Source organism: Aeromonas sp. 5HA1, assembly GCF_029237245.1.
In the GTDB taxonomy this organism is placed as follows: Bacteria; Pseudomonadota; Gammaproteobacteria; order Enterobacterales; family Aeromonadaceae; genus Aeromonas; species Aeromonas salmonicida.
In genome coordinates, this window is record NZ_JAACFW010000019.1 from 80,721 (window position 1) to 98,591 (window position 17,871).

Sequence of the window (17,871 nt, forward strand, 5' to 3'; positions counted from 1 at the left end):
CATGTTGCACCGCGCACTTGATTCACTGCTGCGCCCCTTCGGCATCAGTGCTCCGGCGCTCAGCCTCACCGATATCCAGCTGGACAGTCGGCGGGTCGGGCCAGGCTGTCTCTTTATCGCTATCCGCGGGCATCAGATGGATGGCAGAAGGTTTATCGAACAGGCGGTGGCTCAGGGAGCTACCGCCATTGTGTTTGAGGAGGACGGGGAATTTGTCGCGCCGCCTCTGACCATTCCCTGCATCGGGATCCGTGATCTGCCAGCCAGGCTCTCCGAGCTGGCTGGCTATTTTTACGGGCAACCAGCCAACAAGCTGGATCTGGTGGGCATCACTGGTACCAACGGCAAGAGCACCACTGCGCTGCTGGTTGCCAACTGGCGCACCCTGCTGGGTGGCAAGGCCGGCGTGATGGGCACCATAGGCAATGGCCTGTTCGGTGAGCTGGTTGAAGCAGAAAACACCACCGGCAGTGCCGTGCAGGTGCAGGCCAATCTTGCAGACCTGCAACAGCAGGGGGCGGATCTGGTGGCGATGGAGGTGTCCAGCCATGGTCTGGTACAGCATCGCGTTGCGGCGCTGCCGTTTGCCGCCGCCGTTTTCACCAACCTGAGCCGGGATCATCTTGACTACCACGGCACCATGGAAGCCTATGGCGCCGCCAAGGAAGAGCTGCTCAAACTGGTCGATGAACCTTGCGCCGTCATCAATGCCGATGACCGGCTGGGGTGCCAGTGGCTGGCGGCCTATCCCGCTGCGGTGGCATTCAGCGTAAACGGCCCGATTGCAGACCATCCGGGTCGACAGCTGACGGCGCAGGATCCCCACTTCCACCAACAAGGTTTTCGCACACAGATTAACTCCAGTTGGGGGAATGGTGTATTATCCGCCCCCTTGCTCGGGCGCTTCAACGTCAGCAATGTGCTGGCCGCCATGGGCGCCATGCTGGTGCTCGGTTATGACTTCAACGCGCTGCTGGCAACCGCGCCTCAATTGCAGCCGGTGACCGGTCGCATGGAGTGCTTCGGTGGCGGCAATGCACCGCTCGCCGTGGTCGATTATGCCCATACCCCAGACGCGCTGGAGAAGGCGTTGCAGGCCCTGCGGGTGCACTGCGAAGGCCAGCTCTGGTGTCTGGTAGGGTGCGGTGGCGACCGGGATCGCGGCAAGCGCCCCATGATGGCGGCCATGGCAGAGCAACATGCGGATCGCGTGATCCTCACCGACGACAACCCCCGTACCGAGGAGCCGGCCCAGATCATGGCGGACATGGTGGCGGGCCTTCGCGATCCTGCTGCCGTGCAGATCGAGCACGACAGGGTCAAGGCGATTGCACTGGCCCTCGGTCAGGCGAGCAAACAGGACATCATCCTGGTGGCCGGTAAGGGCCACGAGGATTATCAGATCATTGGAACCGACAAGCGGCACTACAGCGACCGGGAAACTGTCGTCGCCGCCTTGCACACATTATTGGAGTCATTCACATGATGACCCTCAGGCTTGCCGACCTGGCGCAGGTGCTCGATGCCCGTCTAATTGGTGAAGACGGCGAGATCACGACTGTCAGTACCGACACCCGCACCTTGGGGAAGGGCGCCTTGTTTGTTGCGCTGCGCGGTGAGCGTTTCGATGCCCACGATTTTTGCGATCAGGCCGTTGCCGCAGGGGCTTCTGCCCTGCTGGTGGAGCGCGAGCTGCCATTGGCCATTCCACAGCTTGTCGTGACCGACAGCCTCAAGGGGCTGGGGCATATCGGCAAGCTGGTGCGCGAGCGCATCAATCCGAAAGTGCTGGCCATTACCGGTAGCTGTGGCAAGACAACGGTGAAAGAGATGGCGACCGCCATCTTGCGGCACGAAGGGGAAGTGCTGGCCACCGCTGGCAACTTCAACAATGAAGTGGGCGTGCCGCTGACCCTGTTGCGGCTCGAACCGCAGCACCAGTTTGCGGTGATGGAGCTGGGTGCCAACCACCCGGGCGAGATCGCCTGGACCACGTCGCTGGCCCGACCCGATGCCGCCCTCATCAATAACGTGGCGGCGGCCCATCTGGAGGGCTTCGGCTCCCTTGAGGGTGTCTTTCACGCCAAGAGCGAGATTTTTGAAGGTCTGAGCGAGCAGGGAACCGCCATCGTCAACGCCGATAGCGCCTTCTGGCCCAAGTGGCAGGCAGCCGGGATCCACTGTGCCTTCTCCATCGAGGATCAGAACCAGCCTTTCCATGCCTGTGGCATAGCGCTCAACGGGCAGGGCTGCGCCGAATTCGTGATGGTGACGCCGAACGGGGAATTGAGCCTGACTCTGGCCATTCCAGGTCGCCACAACGTGGCCAACGCCCTGGCTGCTGCTGCCGGCTGTCTGGCACTTGGTGCCTCGCTTGCCTCCGTCAAGGCGGGGCTGGAGCAGATGGCGCCGGTCAAGGGACGCTTTTGCGTACAGCGCTGGGGTGGGCTCACACTGGTGGATGACACCTATAACGCCAGCGTGGAATCCGTGCTGGCGGGTATCGATGCCCTGACTGCCATGGGCGGCTACAAGGTGCTGGTATTCGGTGACATGAAGGAGTTGGGTGAGGAGTCTGCCGAGCAACACGCCCGGGTCGGACGCCATGCCAGTGAGTGCGGTCTGGACGCCGTGCTGACAGTAGGGGAACAGAGTCGCCACACCGCAGATGCCGCGGCTGGTCGACATTTCGATAACAAGGCGTCGTTGTTTGAAGTGCTTGCGCAAATGATAAATACACATCAAGAAATTTCGATTCTGGTCAAAGGTGCCCGCGGCTCCCGCATGGAAGATATCGTCAAGATGGTCGTTGACCGTCAGGAGTCAGCCACATGCTAGTCTGGCTGGCGGAACTGCTCACCCCGCACTTCACCTTCTTCAACGTCTTCTCCTACCTGACGTTTCGGGCCATTTTGTCGATCATCACGGGTCTGGTGGTGGCGCTCTGGATGGGGCCTCACCTCATCCGTCGCCTGCAGATCCTGAAATTCGGCCAAGTGATCCGCAACGACGGCCCCGAATCTCATCTGAGCAAGCGGGGCACCCCGACCATGGGGGGGCTGATGATCATAGCGGCCATCTTCATCTCTGTGCTGCTCTGGAGCCGTCTCGACAACCCCTATGTCTGGCTGGTGCTGTTCGTGCTCGGTGCCTACGGTGCCATCGGCTTTGCCGATGACTACCTCAAGGTGGTGCGCAAGAATACCGACGGCCTGATCGCCCGCTGGAAGTACTTCTGGCAATCCGCCGTTGCGCTGCTGGTGGCTGTGTTCCTCTATACCACGGCCACCCACGACGGCCAGACCCAGCTGGTGGTGCCCTTCCTCAAGGATGTGATGCCGCAGCTGGGACTGATGTTCATAGTGCTGACCTACTTCGTCATCGTCGGCACCTCCAACGCGGTCAATCTGACCGACGGTCTGGATGGGCTGGCCATCATGCCGACCGTGATGGTGGCAGGGGGCTTTGCCCTGATCGCCTGGGCGACCGGCAACGTCAACTTTGCCAACTACCTGCATATTCCCTACGTGCCCTATACCTCCGAGCTGGTGATCGTCTGCACCGCCATCGTCGGGGCGGGCCTGGGCTTTCTCTGGTTCAACACCTATCCGGCCCAGGTCTTCATGGGGGACGTCGGTTCCCTGGCCCTCGGCGGTGCGCTTGGCACCATAGCCGTGCTGGTGCGCCAGGAGTTTCTGCTGGTGATCATGGGGGGGGTCTTTGTGATGGAGACCGTCTCCGTGATCCTGCAGGTGGGATCCTACAAGCTGCGCGGCGTGCGCATCTTCCGCATGGCGCCAATCCATCACCATTATGAGAAGAAAGGCTGGCCGGAGCCGCGCGTTATCGTGCGTTTCTGGATCATCACTCTCATGCTGGTGCTGCTTGGCCTCGCCACCCTGAAGGTGAGGTAAGCCATGGTCATCATCATAGGACTCGGTAAAACCGGACTCTCCTGCGTCGATTACTTCCTCGGCCGTGGCGTCACGCCTCTGGTGATGGATACCCGCGCCAATCCACCTGGCAAGGATCAACTGCCCGCCGAGGTAGAACTGATCCATGGGCTGGATGGCGATCTGCTCAAGCAGGCGCACATGATAGTGGCGAGCCCGGGCATTGCCCTGGCCACTCCCGAACTGAAAGCTGCGGCCGAGTTCGGGGTGAGTATCGTTGGCGATATCGAGCTGTTCGTGCGCGAGACCCAGGTGCCGGTGATCGCCATCACGGGTTCCAACGGCAAGAGTACCGTCACCACCCTGGTCGGCGAGATGATTGCCGAGGCCGGCCTCAAGGTTGGCGTCGGTGGCAACATAGGCACGCCAGCGCTGGAGCTGCTCAAGCAGCCGATGGATCTCTGCGTGCTGGAGCTTTCCAGCTTCCAGCTGGAGACCACGCACAGCCTGCGTGCCGCCGCCTCCGTGGTGCTGAACCTGTCTGAAGACCATATGGATCGTTATCAGGGCATGGCCGATTACCGTGCCGCCAAGATGGAGATCCACCAGCATTCCAAACACATTCTGGTCAACCGGGACGATGCCCAGACCCAGCCCGACGTGGGTCAGGTATGGCAGAGCTTCGGTCTCGACTGCAACGGCTATGGCCGCTGCCTGCTGGATGGCCGTCACTGGTTGACCCTGCACGGTGAGCCGCTGCTCCCCGTGGACGAAATGAAGATCGTAGGTGCCCACAATCAGGCGAATGCTCTGGCCGCCATGGCCCTGTGCGATGCGGTCGGTATTCCCCGCGAGCCGCAACTCGCCGTGCTGCGCCGTTTTGAAGGCCTGCCCCACCGCGCCCGCTTCGTGCGGGAGGTGAACGGAGTGCGCTGGATCAACGATTCCAAGGCCACCAATGTGGGCGCCACTCTGGCTGCCGTGGCCGGTGTGCGGGAAGCGGTCAAGGGACGCCTGTTGCTGCTGGCCGGTGGTCAGGGCAAGGGACAGGATTTTGGTCCGCTGCAGGCACTGCTTGGTTACCAGATTGATCACATGTATTGCTTCGGTCAGGATGCAGACATACTGCTCGCCCTCGGTGAGCAAACCGAGCGGGTATCTGACCTCGATGCCGCCGTGGCCAAGGCCGCGGCCGATGCCAGACCGGGTGACTGGGTGTTGCTGGCGCCCGCCTGCGCCAGCCTGGATCAATTCAAGTCGTTCGAAGCCCGTGGTGATCACTTCACCAAAATGGTGCTGGCACTATGAGCGCCCTTCGCTCCGTCGCAGGATTGCTGCAACGCTGGTTGTTACCGGCGCGCCCTGCGGGTCTCTACGATCGGCAGCTGGTGGTGCTGGCGCTGGCATTGATGGCGGTGGGGCTGGTGATAGTGGCCTCGGCCTCGATCCCGGAGGGGATCGCCATCAACAACGATCCCTTCATGTTCGTGAAGCGTCACGGCCTGTTTCTGGTGATGGCCCTTGGCATCTCCTGGTTTGTGCTGCAGGTGCCCATGGCACGCTGGCAGCATTACAACGGTCCCATGCTGGTACTCGCCATCCTGATGCTGGTACTGGTGTTGCTGGTGGGGCGCAGCGTCAACGGTTCTATCCGCTGGCTGCCCCTTGGCCCCTTCAACCTGCAACCGGCGGAGTTTGGCAAGCTGGCGCTGTTTGTCTATCTGGCGGGCTACCTGGTGCGCCGCCAGAGCGAGGTGCGCGAGCGCTTCATCGGTTTCATGAAGCCGATGGCCGTGCTGTTCGTGGTGGCTATCCTGCTGCTGGCACAGCCTGATCTGGGTTCTGTGGTCGTGATGTTTGTCACCTCTCTGGGGATGTTGTTTCTGGCGGGGGCGCGCCTGGGCCAGTTCATCGGTCTTATCCTGGTGGGGGTGAGCGCCGTAGTGACTCTGGTTATCGCCGAGCCGTACCGGATGCGGCGGGTAACCTCCTTCCTTGACCCCTGGGCCGATCCGTTCGGCAGCGGTTACCAGCTGACCCAGTCGTTGATGGCGTTTGGTCGTGGTAGCTGGTTTGGTGAGGGGCTTGGCAACTCCATCCAGAAGATGGAGTACCTGCCGGAGGCCCATACCGACTTCGTGTTTGCGATCCTGGGTGAAGAGCTGGGTTATGCCGGCGTGCTGGGCGCGCTGTTTCTCATTTTTGCGCTCTCGTTCAAGGCGCTCAAGCTGGGTCACCAGGCTCTGGTTGCCGAGCGCTTGTATGAAGGCTATCTGGCCATTGGCATCGGCATCTGGTTCAGCTTCCAGACCTTCGTCAACGTCGGGGCCGCCAGCGGCATGATGCCCACCAAGGGGCTGACCCTGCCGCTGGTCAGTTATGGCGGTTCCAGTCTCATCATCATGATGGTGGCGGTGAGCATGCTGGTTCGTATCGATTTCGAGTTGCGTCAGGCCAGTGCCCAGGCGCGAGTGCGGGAGGTTTCGTGAGCAAGACACTGCTGGTGATGGCAGGCGGTACCGGGGGCCATGTGTTCCCTGGCCTGGCCGTGGCCGATCGCCTCAAGGCCCAGGGCTGGACCATCCACTGGCTCGGCACCGCCGACCGTATGGAGGCCGAGCTGGTGCCCGCCCACGGTTATCCCATCTCCTTCATCGACATTCAGGGAGTGCGTGGCAACGGCATCAAGCGTCTGCTGGCTGCACCCTATCGCATCGTCAAGTCGGTGCTGCAGGCTCGCCGCGTGCTCAAGACTATACGGCCCGACGTTGTGCTCGGCATGGGCGGCTTTGCCTCAGGCCCTGGCGGCGTGGCGGCCTGGCTGTCCGGTATTCCTCTGCTGCTGCACGAACAGAATGCGGCGGCCGGCCTGACCAACAAACTGCTGGCGCGCCTCGCCAAACGGGTGCTGATGGCCTTCCCGGGGGCATTTGCGCCGAGTCGTCGCACCGCTGTGGTGGGCAACCCGGTTCGACCCGAAGTGGTCGCCTTGCCGGATCCGCAGCGAAGCAGCAGCACAGAGCCGCTGCATCTGCTGATCGTCGGTGGCAGCCTGGGAGCCCGGGTGCTCAACGAACAGGTGCCAGCGGCGGTTGCGGCTGCCGGCGTGCCAATTGAAGTGCGTCACCAGTGTGGCAAGGGCAACCGTGAATCTGTCGCACAGGCGTATGCCAAACAGGGCGTCGAGGCCGAGGTGAGCGAGTTTATCAAGGACATGGCCGATGCCTATGCCTGGGCCGATCTGGTGGTGTGTCGCGCGGGGGCCCTGACCGTCTCCGAAGTGGCCGCTGCCGGCGTCGCCGCCATTTTTGTGCCACTGCCCCATGCGGTGGATGATCACCAGACCCGCAACGCCCTGACCCTGGTCGATGGTGGCGCTGCTGAATTCCTGCCCCAATCCGAGCTGACCACGGCCTCGCTGGCTGCGCGTCTCTCCTGGCTTGCCGGGCGCAGGGAAACCCTATTGAACATGGCCCAGGCCGCCCGTCGCGTAGCTATTACCGATGCCGCCGAGCGGGTTGCCGATGAATGCAAGCGACTTGCAACCGGGCAGAATGAGAGAGAACTATGACCAAGGTTGAACTGGCAAAACTGCGTACCATGATCCCTGAAATGCGTCGGGTGCGTCGCATCCACTTTATCGGCATAGGTGGCGCCGGTATGGGCGGGATCGCCGAGGTGCTTGCCAACGAAGGGTATCAGGTGACCGGTTCTGATCTGGCCCGAAATGCGGTGACTGAGCGACTGGCGTCGCTGGGTGCCCATATCTTCGTGGGGCACAGTGCCGAACACGTGAGCGAGGCGAGCGTGGTGGTGGTCTCTACCGCCATCAAGCAGGATAACCCCGAGTTGCTGGCTGCCCGCGAGTTGCGCATACCCGTGGTGCGCCGCGCCGAGATGCTGGCCGAGTTGATGCGTTTTCGTCATGGTATCGCCATAGCGGGGACGCATGGCAAGACCACCACCACCAGTCTGGTGGCGAGCATCTATGCCGAAGCGGACCGGGATCCGACCTTCGTCATTGGCGGTCTGCTCAACAGCGCCGGTACCAATGCGCGTCTGGGCAGCAGCCGTTACCTGATTGCAGAAGCGGACGAGAGCGATGCCTCCTTCCTGCATCTGCAGCCCATGGTTTCCATCGTGACCAACATCGAAGCGGATCACATGGAAACCTACGGTGGCGACTTTTCCAAGCTGAAGGCCACCTTCATCGACTTTTTGCACAACCTGCCGTTTTACGGTCTGGCCGTGGTGTGTGTGGATGACCCCGTGATCCGTGGCATGTTGCCCGAGATCGCTCGCCCGACCATCACCTACGGTCTGAGCGACGACGCCGATGTGCAGGTACTGGACTTCGTGCAGACCAGCAATCGCAGCTGTTTCCGGGTGCGTCGCAAGGATGCAGGCGAGCTGGCAGTGACCTTGAACCTGCCTGGCATCCACAATGCGCTAAATGCTGCCGCAGCGATTGCTGTCGCTACCGAAGACGGGATCGGCGATGATGCCATCATATGTGCGCTGGCCAAGTTTGAAGGGGTTGGACGCCGCTTCCAGCAATATGGTGAATTCGAGACAGGTCGTGGCAAGGCCATGCTGGTGGATGACTACGGTCACCACCCGAGCGAAGTCAAGGTGACCATCAATGCCGCACGCGCCGGTTGGCCGGACAAGCGCCTGGTCATGGTGTTCCAGCCACACCGCTACACCCGAACCCGCGATCTCTATGAAGACTTCTCGGACGTGCTCTCCAAGGTGGATGTGCTGGTGATGCTGGAAGTCTATGCCGCCGGCGAAGAGCCAATCCCCGGGGCTGATGGTCGAGCGTTGTGCCGCTCCATCCGTTCCCGTGGCAGCCTGGAACCCATCTTTGCCGCTACTCCGGACGATGTCCCTGCAATACTGGCGGACCTGATTGGCGAGGGGGATTTGGTGCTGACCCAGGGGGCCGGGAATGTAGGTGCCTTGTCCCGTCGCCTCGGTGAGATGAAATTGAGCATCGACAGCATGAAATCCGGCGCCTGAGGGCCCAATGAGTATTTTGACCGCCAAGCCGGCGCCTATATAATGGCGAGCCGGTCTGCAAAGGGCCAAAGTGGCGCGTTAAACGGGGAAAGATCGGGTGGAGGCAAGTGCACAAGGGCGCACCAAGGGTGGCTTCATTGCAGGGGTGACATTTTTCATCCTGGTCATGTGGGGTCTCTACCAGACTGCGCTGGATGTTAAAGGTTGGCTGACGGATGCCAACCGGTTGCCCATGAGCGAGCTCTTGCTGCAGGGGCAACACCAGTATTTGCAAACCGACGAGTTGCGTAGCGCCGTGCTGGATGGTGTCGAGCTGCGTAACTTCTTCGAGTTGGACGTTAACGAATTACAGGCGCGGTTGAACGCCTTGCCTTGGGTGGCCCAGGTCTCTGTACGCAAGAAGTGGCCAAACAAGATCAAGGTCTATCTCACCGAACAGGCGGTAGCGGCACGCTGGAATAGCAACCGCTTCGTCAACACCAAGGGTGAGGTGTTCAGTGCGCCGGACAGGGTGAAGACCCCCCTGATGCAGCTATCCGGGCCTGAAGACCAGGCCGCCAAGGTGCTGGAAGCCAGCCGTCAGTACGAGGCGCAGCTGGCGGCCAGAGGATACAAGTTGCTGGGGGTGAATCTGACTCCCCGCCATGCCTGGGAATTGACCCTGGATGGCAACATTCAGCTGTTTTTGGGGCGCGCGGATATTGCGCTCCGACTGCAGCGGTTTATCGATGCTTTTCCGGTCATCGAACCCCGTGAGCGGGTTGCTTATGTGGATCTTCGATATGACACCGGAATGGCAGTTGGCTGGAAGAAGAACGAAGAGAAAGTGAATGACCAAAACCGCAGATAGAAATCTGATTGTCGGACTGGATATCGGCACAACCAAGGTGGCGGTTCTGGTCGGCGAAGTGCTGCCAGACGGTGAGCTCAATGTCATCGGCATGGGCAGTCACGCCTCGCGTGGCATGGATAAGGGCGGGGTCAACGATCTCGATTCCGTGGTCAAGTCCCTGCGTCGTGCGGTGGAAGAAGCAGAGATGATGGCCGACTGCCAGATCAGCTCTGTGTATCTGGGGCTGTCCGGCAAGCATATCGATTGCCGCAACGAAACCGGCATGGTGCCCATCTCCGATGAGGAGGTGACCCAGGAGGACGTGGACAACGTCATCCACACCGCCAAGTCGGTACGTTTGTCCGATGAGCTGCGGGTGCTGCATGTGCTGCCCCAGGAGTTTGCCATCGACTACCAGGAAGGGATCAAGAACCCGGTTGGTCTGTCCGGTGTGCGGATGGCGGCCAAGGTGCACCTGATCACCTGCCACAACGACATGGCCCGCAACATTGAAAAATGTGTGGAGAAGGTCGGCTTGCGAGTGGATCAGCTGATCTTCTCCGCGCTGGCTTCCAGCTATGCCGTGCTGACCGAAGACGAGAAGGAGCTGGGTGTCTGCGTGGTGGACATAGGTGGCGGTACCATGGACATGTCGCTGTTTACCGGCGGTGCCCTGCGCCACACCAAGGTGATCCCGTACGCCGGCAGCACAGTGACCAGCGATATCGCCTACGCCTTCGGCACACCGCCGCTTGACGCAGAAGCGATCAAGGTGCGCTATGGCTGTGCCCTCGGCCGTCTGGTCAGCAAGGAAGACAATATTGAAGTACCCAGTGTCGGCGGTCGTCCGGCGCGTAGCCTGCAACGGCAGACACTGGCTGAAGTGATTGAACCCCGTTACACCGAGTTGCTCTCCATGGTGAATGATGAGCTGGTGCGGGTACAAAGCGAGTTGAAAGCGCAGGGGGTCAAGCATCAGCTGGCAGCCGGTGTGGTCTTGACCGGCGGCGCTGCCCAGATCGAAGGCATTGTGGAGTGCGCAGAGCAGATCTTCCAGAGCCAGGTCCGGGTGGGAGAGCCCATGAATATACGGGGATTGAGTGATTATGTGCAGGCACCTGTGTACTCGACCGCGGTCGGGTTGCTGCAGTACGGCCGCACCCATCAATCTTCAGGCAGTAGCAAGGAATATGCCGCCAAGGCAAGCGTAGGTGGGCTGGTCAAACGGGTCAGCAACTGGTTGCGTGGCGAGTTCTAAAAGATTTTGCTGAGTCAGGCAAATAAAGCGGAGAGACAACATGTTTGAATTTATGGATAGCCACACTGACGAAGCCGTCATTAAAGTGATTGGTGTGGGTGGCGGCGGCGGTAACGCAGTCGAGCACATGGTTCGTCAAAACATCGAAGGTGTCGAATTTATTACCGTCAACACCGACGCCCAGGCTCTGCGTAACTCCAGCGCCAACACAACTCTGCAGATCGGTGGTGGCATCACCAAGGGTCTGGGTGCCGGCGCCAATCCGGAAGTGGGTCGTGATGCGGCCATGGAAGACAGGGAAGCGCTGCGTGAGCTGCTGACCGGTTCCGACATGGTGTTCATCGCCGCCGGCATGGGTGGTGGTACCGGTACCGGTGCTGCACCGATCGTGGCCGAAGTGGCCCGCGAGATGGGTATACTGACAGTTGCTGTCGTAACCAAGCCGTTCTCCTTCGAAGGGAAAAAACGGATGGGCTTCGCCGCCCACGGCATCGAAGAGCTGTCCAAGAACGTCGACTCCCTGATCACCATCCCCAACGACAAGTTGCTGAAGGTGCTGGGTCGTGGCATCTCCCTGCTGGACGCCTTCAAGGCAGCCAACGATGTGCTGCTGGGTGCGGTACAGGGGATCGCCGAGCTGATCACCCGTCCGGGCCTGATTAACGTCGACTTCGCGGACGTGCGTACCGTGATGCGTGAAATGGGTACCGCCATGATGGGTACCGGTTCCGCCTCCGGTGATGATCGTGCCGAAGAAGCGGCCGAGAAAGCCATCTCCAGCCCGCTGCTGGAAGACGTGGATCTGGCCGGTGCCCGTGGCATCCTGGTCAACATCACCGCCGGCATGGACATGACCATCGAAGAGTTCGAAACCGTGGGTAACGCGGTCAAGGCCTTCGCTTCCGAGAACGCCACTGTGGTGGTGGGTACCGTAATCGACCCGGAAATGCACGACGAACTGCGTGTGACCGTGGTGGCTACCGGTATCGGTGCCGAGCGCAAGCCCGACATCACGCTGGTCAAAAACAACATGGTACAAGAGCGTCCGGCCCGTCAGCCCCTGATCAGCGAAGCCCTGCAGTCTCGCGTGATGGAAGAGGCCCCGGCCAAGGTGGTCAACGCCGAGCCGCAAGCTCGTCGTGAACCGGATTATCTCGATATTCCTGCGTTCCTGCGCAAGCAAGCTGACTAAGCCTCTAATGGCACTAGTTTGTTTGTTGCTTAAGGAATGTGCTAAGATGGCCTGCCAACGACCATCTGGTCCGGAATATGAGCTGTTAAGCGGATACGCCCATGATTAGACAAAGAACCTTGAAAACGAGTGTCCAGGCCACTGGTGTTGGCCTGCATTCGGGCCGGAAAGTCACAATGACGTTCCGTCCGGCGCCTGTTAACACAGGGATCGTTTACTTGCGTACCGATCTTGATCCTGTGGTAGCGCTGCCAGCCAATGCCGATCAGGTGCGCGATACCGTGCTTTGTACCGCTTTGGTCAACGAAGCCGGTGTCCGTGTCTCTACCATTGAGCACCTCTCTGCCGCGCTGGCCGGGATGGGGATCGACAACCTCTATGTCGAGGTTGACGCACCCGAGATCCCGGTGATGGACGGCAGTGCGCACCCCTTTATCTACCTGCTGCAAGAAGTCGGTATCCGCGAGCAAAATGCTGCCAAGCAGTTTGTGCGGATCAAGCAGAGCATCCGGGTTGAAGACGGCGACAAATGGGCGGAATTCCACCCCTATCGCAACGGCTTCAAAATGGATCTCGAGATCGACTTCCAGCATCCGGTATTTGAAGGACGCAATCAGCGTTGCGTGCTGGACTTCTCCGGTGCTTCTTTCGTGAAAGAGATCAGTCGCGCCCGTACTTTTGGCTTCATGCGTGACATCGAGTACCTGCGTTCCCAGAACCTGGCATTGGGCGGAAGCCTGGAAAATGCCGTTGTGCTGGATGACTACCGGGTACTGAACGAAGATGGCTTGCGTTATGAAGATGAATTCGTCAAACACAAAATGTTGGATGCTATCGGTGACCTTTATATGTGTAACCGCAGCATCATCGGCGAATTCCGTGCCTACAAGACCGGCCATGCTCTGAACAACAAGCTGCTGCGTGCCTTGCTGGCCAAGCAGGAGGCCTGGGAACTGGTCACCTTCGAGGGTGAGGGTGCCAAAGCGCCTATCGCTTACTACGATAACGGTCTGGTTCTGGCCTGATAGCTGTGCAACAGGACGTCGGTCATCTCTCCGCACCGACGTCCTGTCATTCATTTTTCCATCCTGATACCGATACCGATTATCTCCCGGTTTTATTTCCCGTGCAGGCTCCTGGCCTCACCTGACCGAGCAGACAGATTTCTATGAGCATTACCCTGATCCTCAACGGCAAGCAGCGACGCAAGTTGCATTTGCCCAAACAACGTCTGGCCTGGGTCGGCGGAATCCTCTTCTCTGTATTGGCCCTGGGTGGCGGCTGGCTCTGGCAGAGCTGGCACCAGAAAATGGATGCGCTCGAAGTGGCGCTGGCCATGGCCGAACAACAGACATCCACTCAAGGGGCAGATGAAGCCCGCGAACAGCTTGCCATGCTGGCCGCCCAGGTGGGCACCATGCAGGGGCAGTTGGGTCGTATCAATGCGCTCGGTGAACGCTTGACCGAGCAGGCAGACCTCGATCCCGAGGAGTTCAATTTCAAGGAACTGCCCCCTATGGGCGGTCCTTCCTATGATGTGGATCTGGAAGTCAACCTGAATGAATTGCAGGATTCCATGAAGCATCTCAGCCAGCAGCTCAGCAGTCGTGAAGAGCAGCTGTCGGTACTTGAATCTTTCATCATGAATCACCATATAGCCGATGCCGGCTTTATTTCAGGCTCGCCTGTCAAACAGGAGCGGGTCTGGATCTCGTCAGGCTTTGGTGGTCGGGTCGACCCGTTCAACGGTCGCGCCAAGATGCATAAAGGGGTCGATTTCCGTGGCAAGCCCGGTACCCCTATTTTGGCGACGGGCCCGGGCATCATCAGCTGGGCAGGCCGCCATCCGGAATTTGGCAACATGGTGGAAGTGAACCATGGCAATGGTTTGGTGACCCGCTATGCCCACAACTCCAAGTTGCTGGTTGAAGTGGGCACGCTAGTCGATCAGGGTCAGAAGATTGCCTTGATGGGACGCACCGGTCGCGCGACCGGGGTCCATTTGCATTACGAAGTATTGAAAGACGGTCGTCAGGTCAACCCCGCACGCTTTCTCAACGCCAGACGGGGTTAGGTTTTTTTCTCCAGGTTCCAGTGACGGAACACTTATATAACCAGAAATAGTTGGTACCCATGATTAGCACACTGCTTACCAAGATTATCGGCAGCCGGAACGACAGAACGCTCAAGGCTTTGCGCAAAATTGTAAAACAGATCAATGCGATGGAGCCTCAGTTCGAGGCTTTGTCCGATAGCGAGTTGCAGGCCAAGACAGCTGAATATCGTCAGCGTCTGGAGCAGGGTGAGACGCTGGATCAGTTGCTGCCGGAAGCATTCGCGACCGTGCGTGAGGCCTCCAAGCGGGTGTTTGGCATGCGTCACTTCGACGTCCAGCTGATTGGCGGCATGGTGCTTGACTCCAACCGCATCGCTGAAATGAAAACCGGTGAGGGCAAGACGCTGACTGCTACCTTGCCGGCTTATCTGAATGCCCTGAGCGGTCGTGGTGTGCACGTGGTGACGGTGAACGACTATCTGGCCAAGCGTGATGCCGAGGCTAACCGCCCCCTGTTCACTTTCCTCGGCATGACGGTCGATTGCAACGTGCCCGGCATGGATGCGTCCCAGAAGCGTGACGCTTATGCTGCAGATATTACCTACGGTACCAACAACGAATTCGGTTTTGATTACCTGCGTGACAACATGGCGTTCTCGCCCGAGCAGCGTGTCCAGCGTCCGCTCAACTACGCGCTGGTGGATGAAGTCGACTCCGTGCTCATCGATGAAGCCCGTACCCCGCTGATTATCTCAGGCCCGGCCGAAGACAGCTCCGCCCTCTACATCCAGGTCAACAAGCTGATCCCGCAACTGATCAAGCAGGACAAGGAAGATACCGAGGAGTACACAGGCGAAGGTCACTACACGGTAGACGAGAAGAATCGTCAGGCCCTGTTGACCGAAAATGGTCAGATTTTCGTGGAGGAGCTGCTCAAGCGAGAAGGGCTGCTGGCCGAAGAGGACTCTCTGTTCTCCGCGACCAACATCAGCCTGCTGCACCACGTCAACGCCGGTCTGCGTGCCCACACTCTGTTTGAGCGCAACGTCGACTACATAGTGCAAAAAGACGAGATCGTCATCGTTGACGAACACACCGGCCGTACCATGCCGGGTCGTCGCTGGTCTGATGGCCTGCACCAGGCCGTCGAGGCGAAGGAAGGGGTCAAGATCCAGAACGAGAACCAGACTCTGGCCTCTATCACCTTCCAGAACTACTTCCGTCTCTATGACAAGCTGGCGGGCATGACGGGCACGGCAGATACCGAAGCCTTTGAATTCCAGCAGATTTACGGCCTGGATACAGTGGTTATCCCGACCAACAAGCCGATGGTGCGTAAAGACATGGGCGATCTGGTCTATCTGACCGCCCAGGAGAAATATGCCGCCATCGTCGAAGACATTCGCGGTTGCGTTTCCCGTGGTCAGCCGGTGCTGGTGGGTACTGTCTCCATCGAAAACTCCGAGCTGCTCTCCGGCATCCTGACCAAGGAGAATATTCCGCATAAGGTACTGAACGCCAAGTTCCACGCCATGGAAGCGGAAATCGTGGCTCAGGCAGGTCAGCTTGGCGCCGTTACTATCGCCACCAACATGGCCGGTCGTGGTACCGACATAGTGCTGGGTGGCAACTGGCAGGCAGAGATTGCCCAGCTGGATAACCCGGCCGACGAGCAAATCGCCGAGCTGAAAGCGGCCTGGCAGGTGCGTCACGATGAAGTGCTGGCCGCAGGTGGTCTGCACATTATCGGTACCGAGCGTCATGAGTCCCGTCGTATCGACAACCAGCTGCGCGGCCGTTCCGGTCGTCAGGGTGACCCGGGCTCCTCCCGTTTCTATCTCTCCATGGAAGATACCCTGATGCGGATCTTCGCCTCCGATCGCGTGACCGGCATGATGAAGAAGCTGGGTATGGAAGAGGGCGAGGCCATCGAGCACCCCTGGGTGACCAAGGCCATCGAAAATGCCCAGCGCAAGGTGGAGGGTCGCAACTTCGATATCCGCAAGAGCTTGCTTGAGTTTGATGACGTGGCCAACGACCAGCGCAAGGTGGTCTATGAGCAGCGCAACGAGCTGCTGGATACCAACGACATCTCCGAGACCATCCACGTTATCCGTGACGACGTCTATGGCGCCGTGATCGACGAATACATTCCGCCCCAGTCTCTGGAAGAGATGTGGGATGTACCGGGTCTGGAAGCACGTCTGAAAGCCGATTTCGGGCTGGATCTGCCGTTGCAGCAGTGGCTGGCGGAAGATGACAAGCTGTATGAAGAGAAGCTGCGCGAGCGCATCTTGGACGAAGCCACCAAACTCTATGCCCACAAGCAGGAACTGGTCGGTGTCGATGTGCTGCGCAACTTCGAGAAGGCGGTGATGCTGCAAACCCTGGATGGCCTGTGGAAGGAGCATCTGGCGGCCATGGATCACCTGCGTCAGGGCATCCATCTGCGCGGCTACGCCCAGAAGAACCCCAAGCAGGAGTACAAGCGCGAGTCTTTCGATCTGTTCACCCAGATGCTGGAAACCCTCAAACGCGACGTGGTCAGCATACTGAGCCGTGTTCAGGTGCAGGAGCGTGATGTGGAAGCCCTGGAAGAGCAGCAGCGCCAGCAGTCCGAAGCCGCTCCCCGCACTTACACTCATGCCACCGCAGAGAGCCAGTTGGCCGATGAAGAGGCCGCTGCCGAAGAGGGTCACACCACCTTCGTGCGGGATGAGCAGAAGATCGGTCGCAACGATCCCTGCCCCTGTGGCTCCGGCAAAAAATACAAGCATTGCCACGGTCAGTTGACCTGATTGGATGAGGCGATGACAAGGCGGGCCCGGTGCCCGCCTTGTTTTTATGAAACAGGTGAAGACGAGGAGGCGCTAGCCTCGGTTTACTGGTTCGATGGGCGAAGTGTCTTTGGATACCGGGCATCATCGAGTGGTCCGATCAAGCCGAGGGCGCAGGGGTAACAAGATGGAACAGAAAAAACGGATCTGGGTGGCGGTTGGCGTCATCGAGAATGAGCAGGGCGATATCTTCATCGCCAAGCGCTCTTCAGACCGCCATCAGGGCGATCGCTGGGAGTTCCCGGGTGGCAAGGTAGAGGCGGGGGAAGACCTGCTCACCGCGCTGGACAGGGAGCTGTGGGAAGAGATCGGTATCCGGGTGCTGGATTGCGCTCCCTTCATGGAGTTGCATCATGACTACCCAGAGAAGCAGGTGTTGCTGGATATCTGGAAGGTAACCCGCTTTAGCGGCAAGCCGTTTGGCAAGGAGGGGCAGGAGTGCCTGTGGGTGCCGCTGGCATCACTGCATGAATACCAGTTCCCGGATGCCAACGGTCCTATCGTGGGGCGGCTGCAAGCCTCTCTGGCGGTCTGATTGACCCTGGCTAAGTCATCGCTACGGAATTGACTGCAATTAAAAAAGGGCCTTGTCGGCCCTTTTTTGTGTGCGGTGTCCCGTCCTGAATATGGTTTACACCTTTCCCCCACATAAATGGAGAGCCCGATGGGACAAGGTGTGAAACGGACACAGCGCGATTACTCGCTGACTTTTAAACTGGCGCTGGTCGAGCAGATTGAAAAAGGCGAGCTCAGTTGCCAGCAAGCACAAGCCCGATATGGC

Annotated in this window: 14 protein-coding genes; all 14 read left to right on the plus strand. The window is 59.6% G+C overall.

Going from position 1 to position 17,871, the window contains the following annotated elements; translation table 11 throughout:
* The first annotated feature begins 1 nt into the window (after position 1).
* The 14 genes from murE (at position 2) to mutT (ending at position 17,625) form a co-directional block, all read left to right on the plus strand.
* Positions 2 to 1,486, plus strand: coding sequence for a UDP-N-acetylmuramoyl-L-alanyl-D-glutamate--2,6-diaminopimelate ligase (gene murE, locus GWQ27_RS16785; protein ID WP_265420979.1), 1,485 nt, complete (start codon positions 2 to 4; stop codon positions 1,484 to 1,486).
* A complete protein-coding gene (gene murF / locus GWQ27_RS16790; RefSeq protein ID WP_265420980.1) occupies positions 1,483 to 2,838 on the plus strand; it encodes a UDP-N-acetylmuramoyl-tripeptide--D-alanyl-D-alanine ligase in 1,356 nt (451 codons plus the stop codon). Before murE ends, murF begins: the two co-directional genes overlap by 4 nt.
* Positions 2,832 to 3,914, plus strand: coding sequence for a phospho-N-acetylmuramoyl-pentapeptide-transferase (mraY, locus tag GWQ27_RS16795; protein ID WP_005314196.1), 1,083 nt, complete (start codon positions 2,832 to 2,834; stop codon positions 3,912 to 3,914). The genes murF and mraY overlap by 7 nt, the downstream gene beginning before the upstream one ends.
* A gap of 3 nt (positions 3,915 to 3,917) precedes the next feature.
* Entirely contained in the window at positions 3,918 to 5,201 is a 1,284-nt protein-coding gene (gene murD / locus GWQ27_RS16800) for a UDP-N-acetylmuramoyl-L-alanine--D-glutamate ligase (protein WP_265420981.1), read from the plus strand.
* Entirely contained in the window at positions 5,198 to 6,382 is a 1,185-nt protein-coding gene (ftsW, locus tag GWQ27_RS16805) for a cell division protein FtsW (protein WP_005314192.1), read from the plus strand. The genes murD and ftsW overlap by 4 nt, the downstream gene beginning before the upstream one ends.
* Entirely contained in the window at positions 6,379 to 7,464 is a 1,086-nt protein-coding gene (gene murG, locus GWQ27_RS16810; protein WP_059169184.1) for an undecaprenyldiphospho-muramoylpentapeptide beta-N-acetylglucosaminyltransferase, read from the plus strand. The genes ftsW and murG overlap by 4 nt, the downstream gene beginning before the upstream one ends.
* Positions 7,461 to 8,915: a UDP-N-acetylmuramate--L-alanine ligase gene (gene murC, locus GWQ27_RS16815; protein ID WP_017412295.1), complete on the plus strand. Its 1,455-nt coding sequence runs from the start codon at positions 7,461 to 7,463 to the stop codon at positions 8,913 to 8,915. Before murG ends, murC begins: the two co-directional genes overlap by 4 nt.
* 97 nt (positions 8,916 to 9,012) lie before the next feature.
* The gene (locus tag GWQ27_RS16820) at positions 9,013 to 9,765 is read left to right on the plus strand and encodes a cell division protein FtsQ/DivIB (protein WP_275907821.1); all 753 of its coding nucleotides are present in this window, start codon (positions 9,013 to 9,015) and stop codon (positions 9,763 to 9,765) included.
* Complete coding sequence (gene ftsA / locus GWQ27_RS16825) at positions 9,746 to 11,005, plus strand: cell division protein FtsA (RefSeq protein WP_005314183.1); 1,260 nt, start codon at positions 9,746 to 9,748, stop codon at positions 11,003 to 11,005. Before GWQ27_RS16820 ends, ftsA begins: the two co-directional genes overlap by 20 nt.
* A 40-nt stretch (positions 11,006 to 11,045) precedes the next feature.
* Entirely contained in the window at positions 11,046 to 12,197 is a 1,152-nt protein-coding gene (ftsZ, locus tag GWQ27_RS16830) for a cell division protein FtsZ (RefSeq protein ID WP_005305686.1), read from the plus strand.
* 101 nt (positions 12,198 to 12,298) lie between these two features.
* Entirely contained in the window at positions 12,299 to 13,222 is a 924-nt protein-coding gene (gene lpxC / locus GWQ27_RS16835) for a UDP-3-O-acyl-N-acetylglucosamine deacetylase (protein WP_017412296.1), read from the plus strand.
* Positions 13,223 to 13,365: 143 nt separating this feature from the next.
* The gene (locus tag GWQ27_RS16840; protein WP_021140334.1) at positions 13,366 to 14,271 is read left to right on the plus strand and encodes a M23 family metallopeptidase; all 906 of its coding nucleotides are present in this window, start codon (positions 13,366 to 13,368) and stop codon (positions 14,269 to 14,271) included.
* Positions 14,272 to 14,330: 59 nt separating this feature from the next.
* Positions 14,331 to 17,051, plus strand: a complete 2,721-nt coding sequence (gene secA, locus GWQ27_RS16845; RefSeq protein WP_275907822.1) for a preprotein translocase subunit SecA — start codon at positions 14,331 to 14,333, stop codon at positions 17,049 to 17,051.
* Between the two features lie 166 nt (positions 17,052 to 17,217).
* Complete coding sequence (gene mutT, locus GWQ27_RS16850; RefSeq protein ID WP_275907823.1) at positions 17,218 to 17,625, plus strand: 8-oxo-dGTP diphosphatase MutT; 408 nt, start codon at positions 17,218 to 17,220, stop codon at positions 17,623 to 17,625.
* Positions 17,626 to 17,871 lie beyond the last annotated feature (246 nt).

Coding starts and splice junctions, on each gene's coding strand:
- murE (WP_265420979.1), top strand. CDS start 2: ATGTTGCACCGCGCACTTGATTCACTGCTGCGCCCCTTCGGCATCAGT.
- murF (WP_265420980.1), top strand. CDS start 1,483: ATGATGACCCTCAGGCTTGCCGACCTGGCGCAGGTGCTCGATGCCCGT.
- mraY (WP_005314196.1), top strand. CDS start 2,832: ATGCTAGTCTGGCTGGCGGAACTGCTCACCCCGCACTTCACCTTCTTC.
- murD (WP_265420981.1), top strand. CDS start 3,918: ATGGTCATCATCATAGGACTCGGTAAAACCGGACTCTCCTGCGTCGAT.
- ftsW (WP_005314192.1), top strand. CDS start 5,198: ATGAGCGCCCTTCGCTCCGTCGCAGGATTGCTGCAACGCTGGTTGTTA.
- murC (WP_017412295.1), top strand. CDS start 7,461: ATGACCAAGGTTGAACTGGCAAAACTGCGTACCATGATCCCTGAAATG.
- ftsA (WP_005314183.1), top strand. CDS start 9,746: ATGACCAAAACCGCAGATAGAAATCTGATTGTCGGACTGGATATCGGC.
- ftsZ (WP_005305686.1), top strand. CDS start 11,046: ATGTTTGAATTTATGGATAGCCACACTGACGAAGCCGTCATTAAAGTG.
- lpxC (WP_017412296.1), top strand. CDS start 12,299: ATGATTAGACAAAGAACCTTGAAAACGAGTGTCCAGGCCACTGGTGTT.
- GWQ27_RS16840 (WP_021140334.1), top strand. CDS start 13,366: ATGAGCATTACCCTGATCCTCAACGGCAAGCAGCGACGCAAGTTGCAT.
- secA (WP_275907822.1), top strand. CDS start 14,331: ATGATTAGCACACTGCTTACCAAGATTATCGGCAGCCGGAACGACAGA.
- mutT (WP_275907823.1), top strand. CDS start 17,218: ATGGAACAGAAAAAACGGATCTGGGTGGCGGTTGGCGTCATCGAGAAT.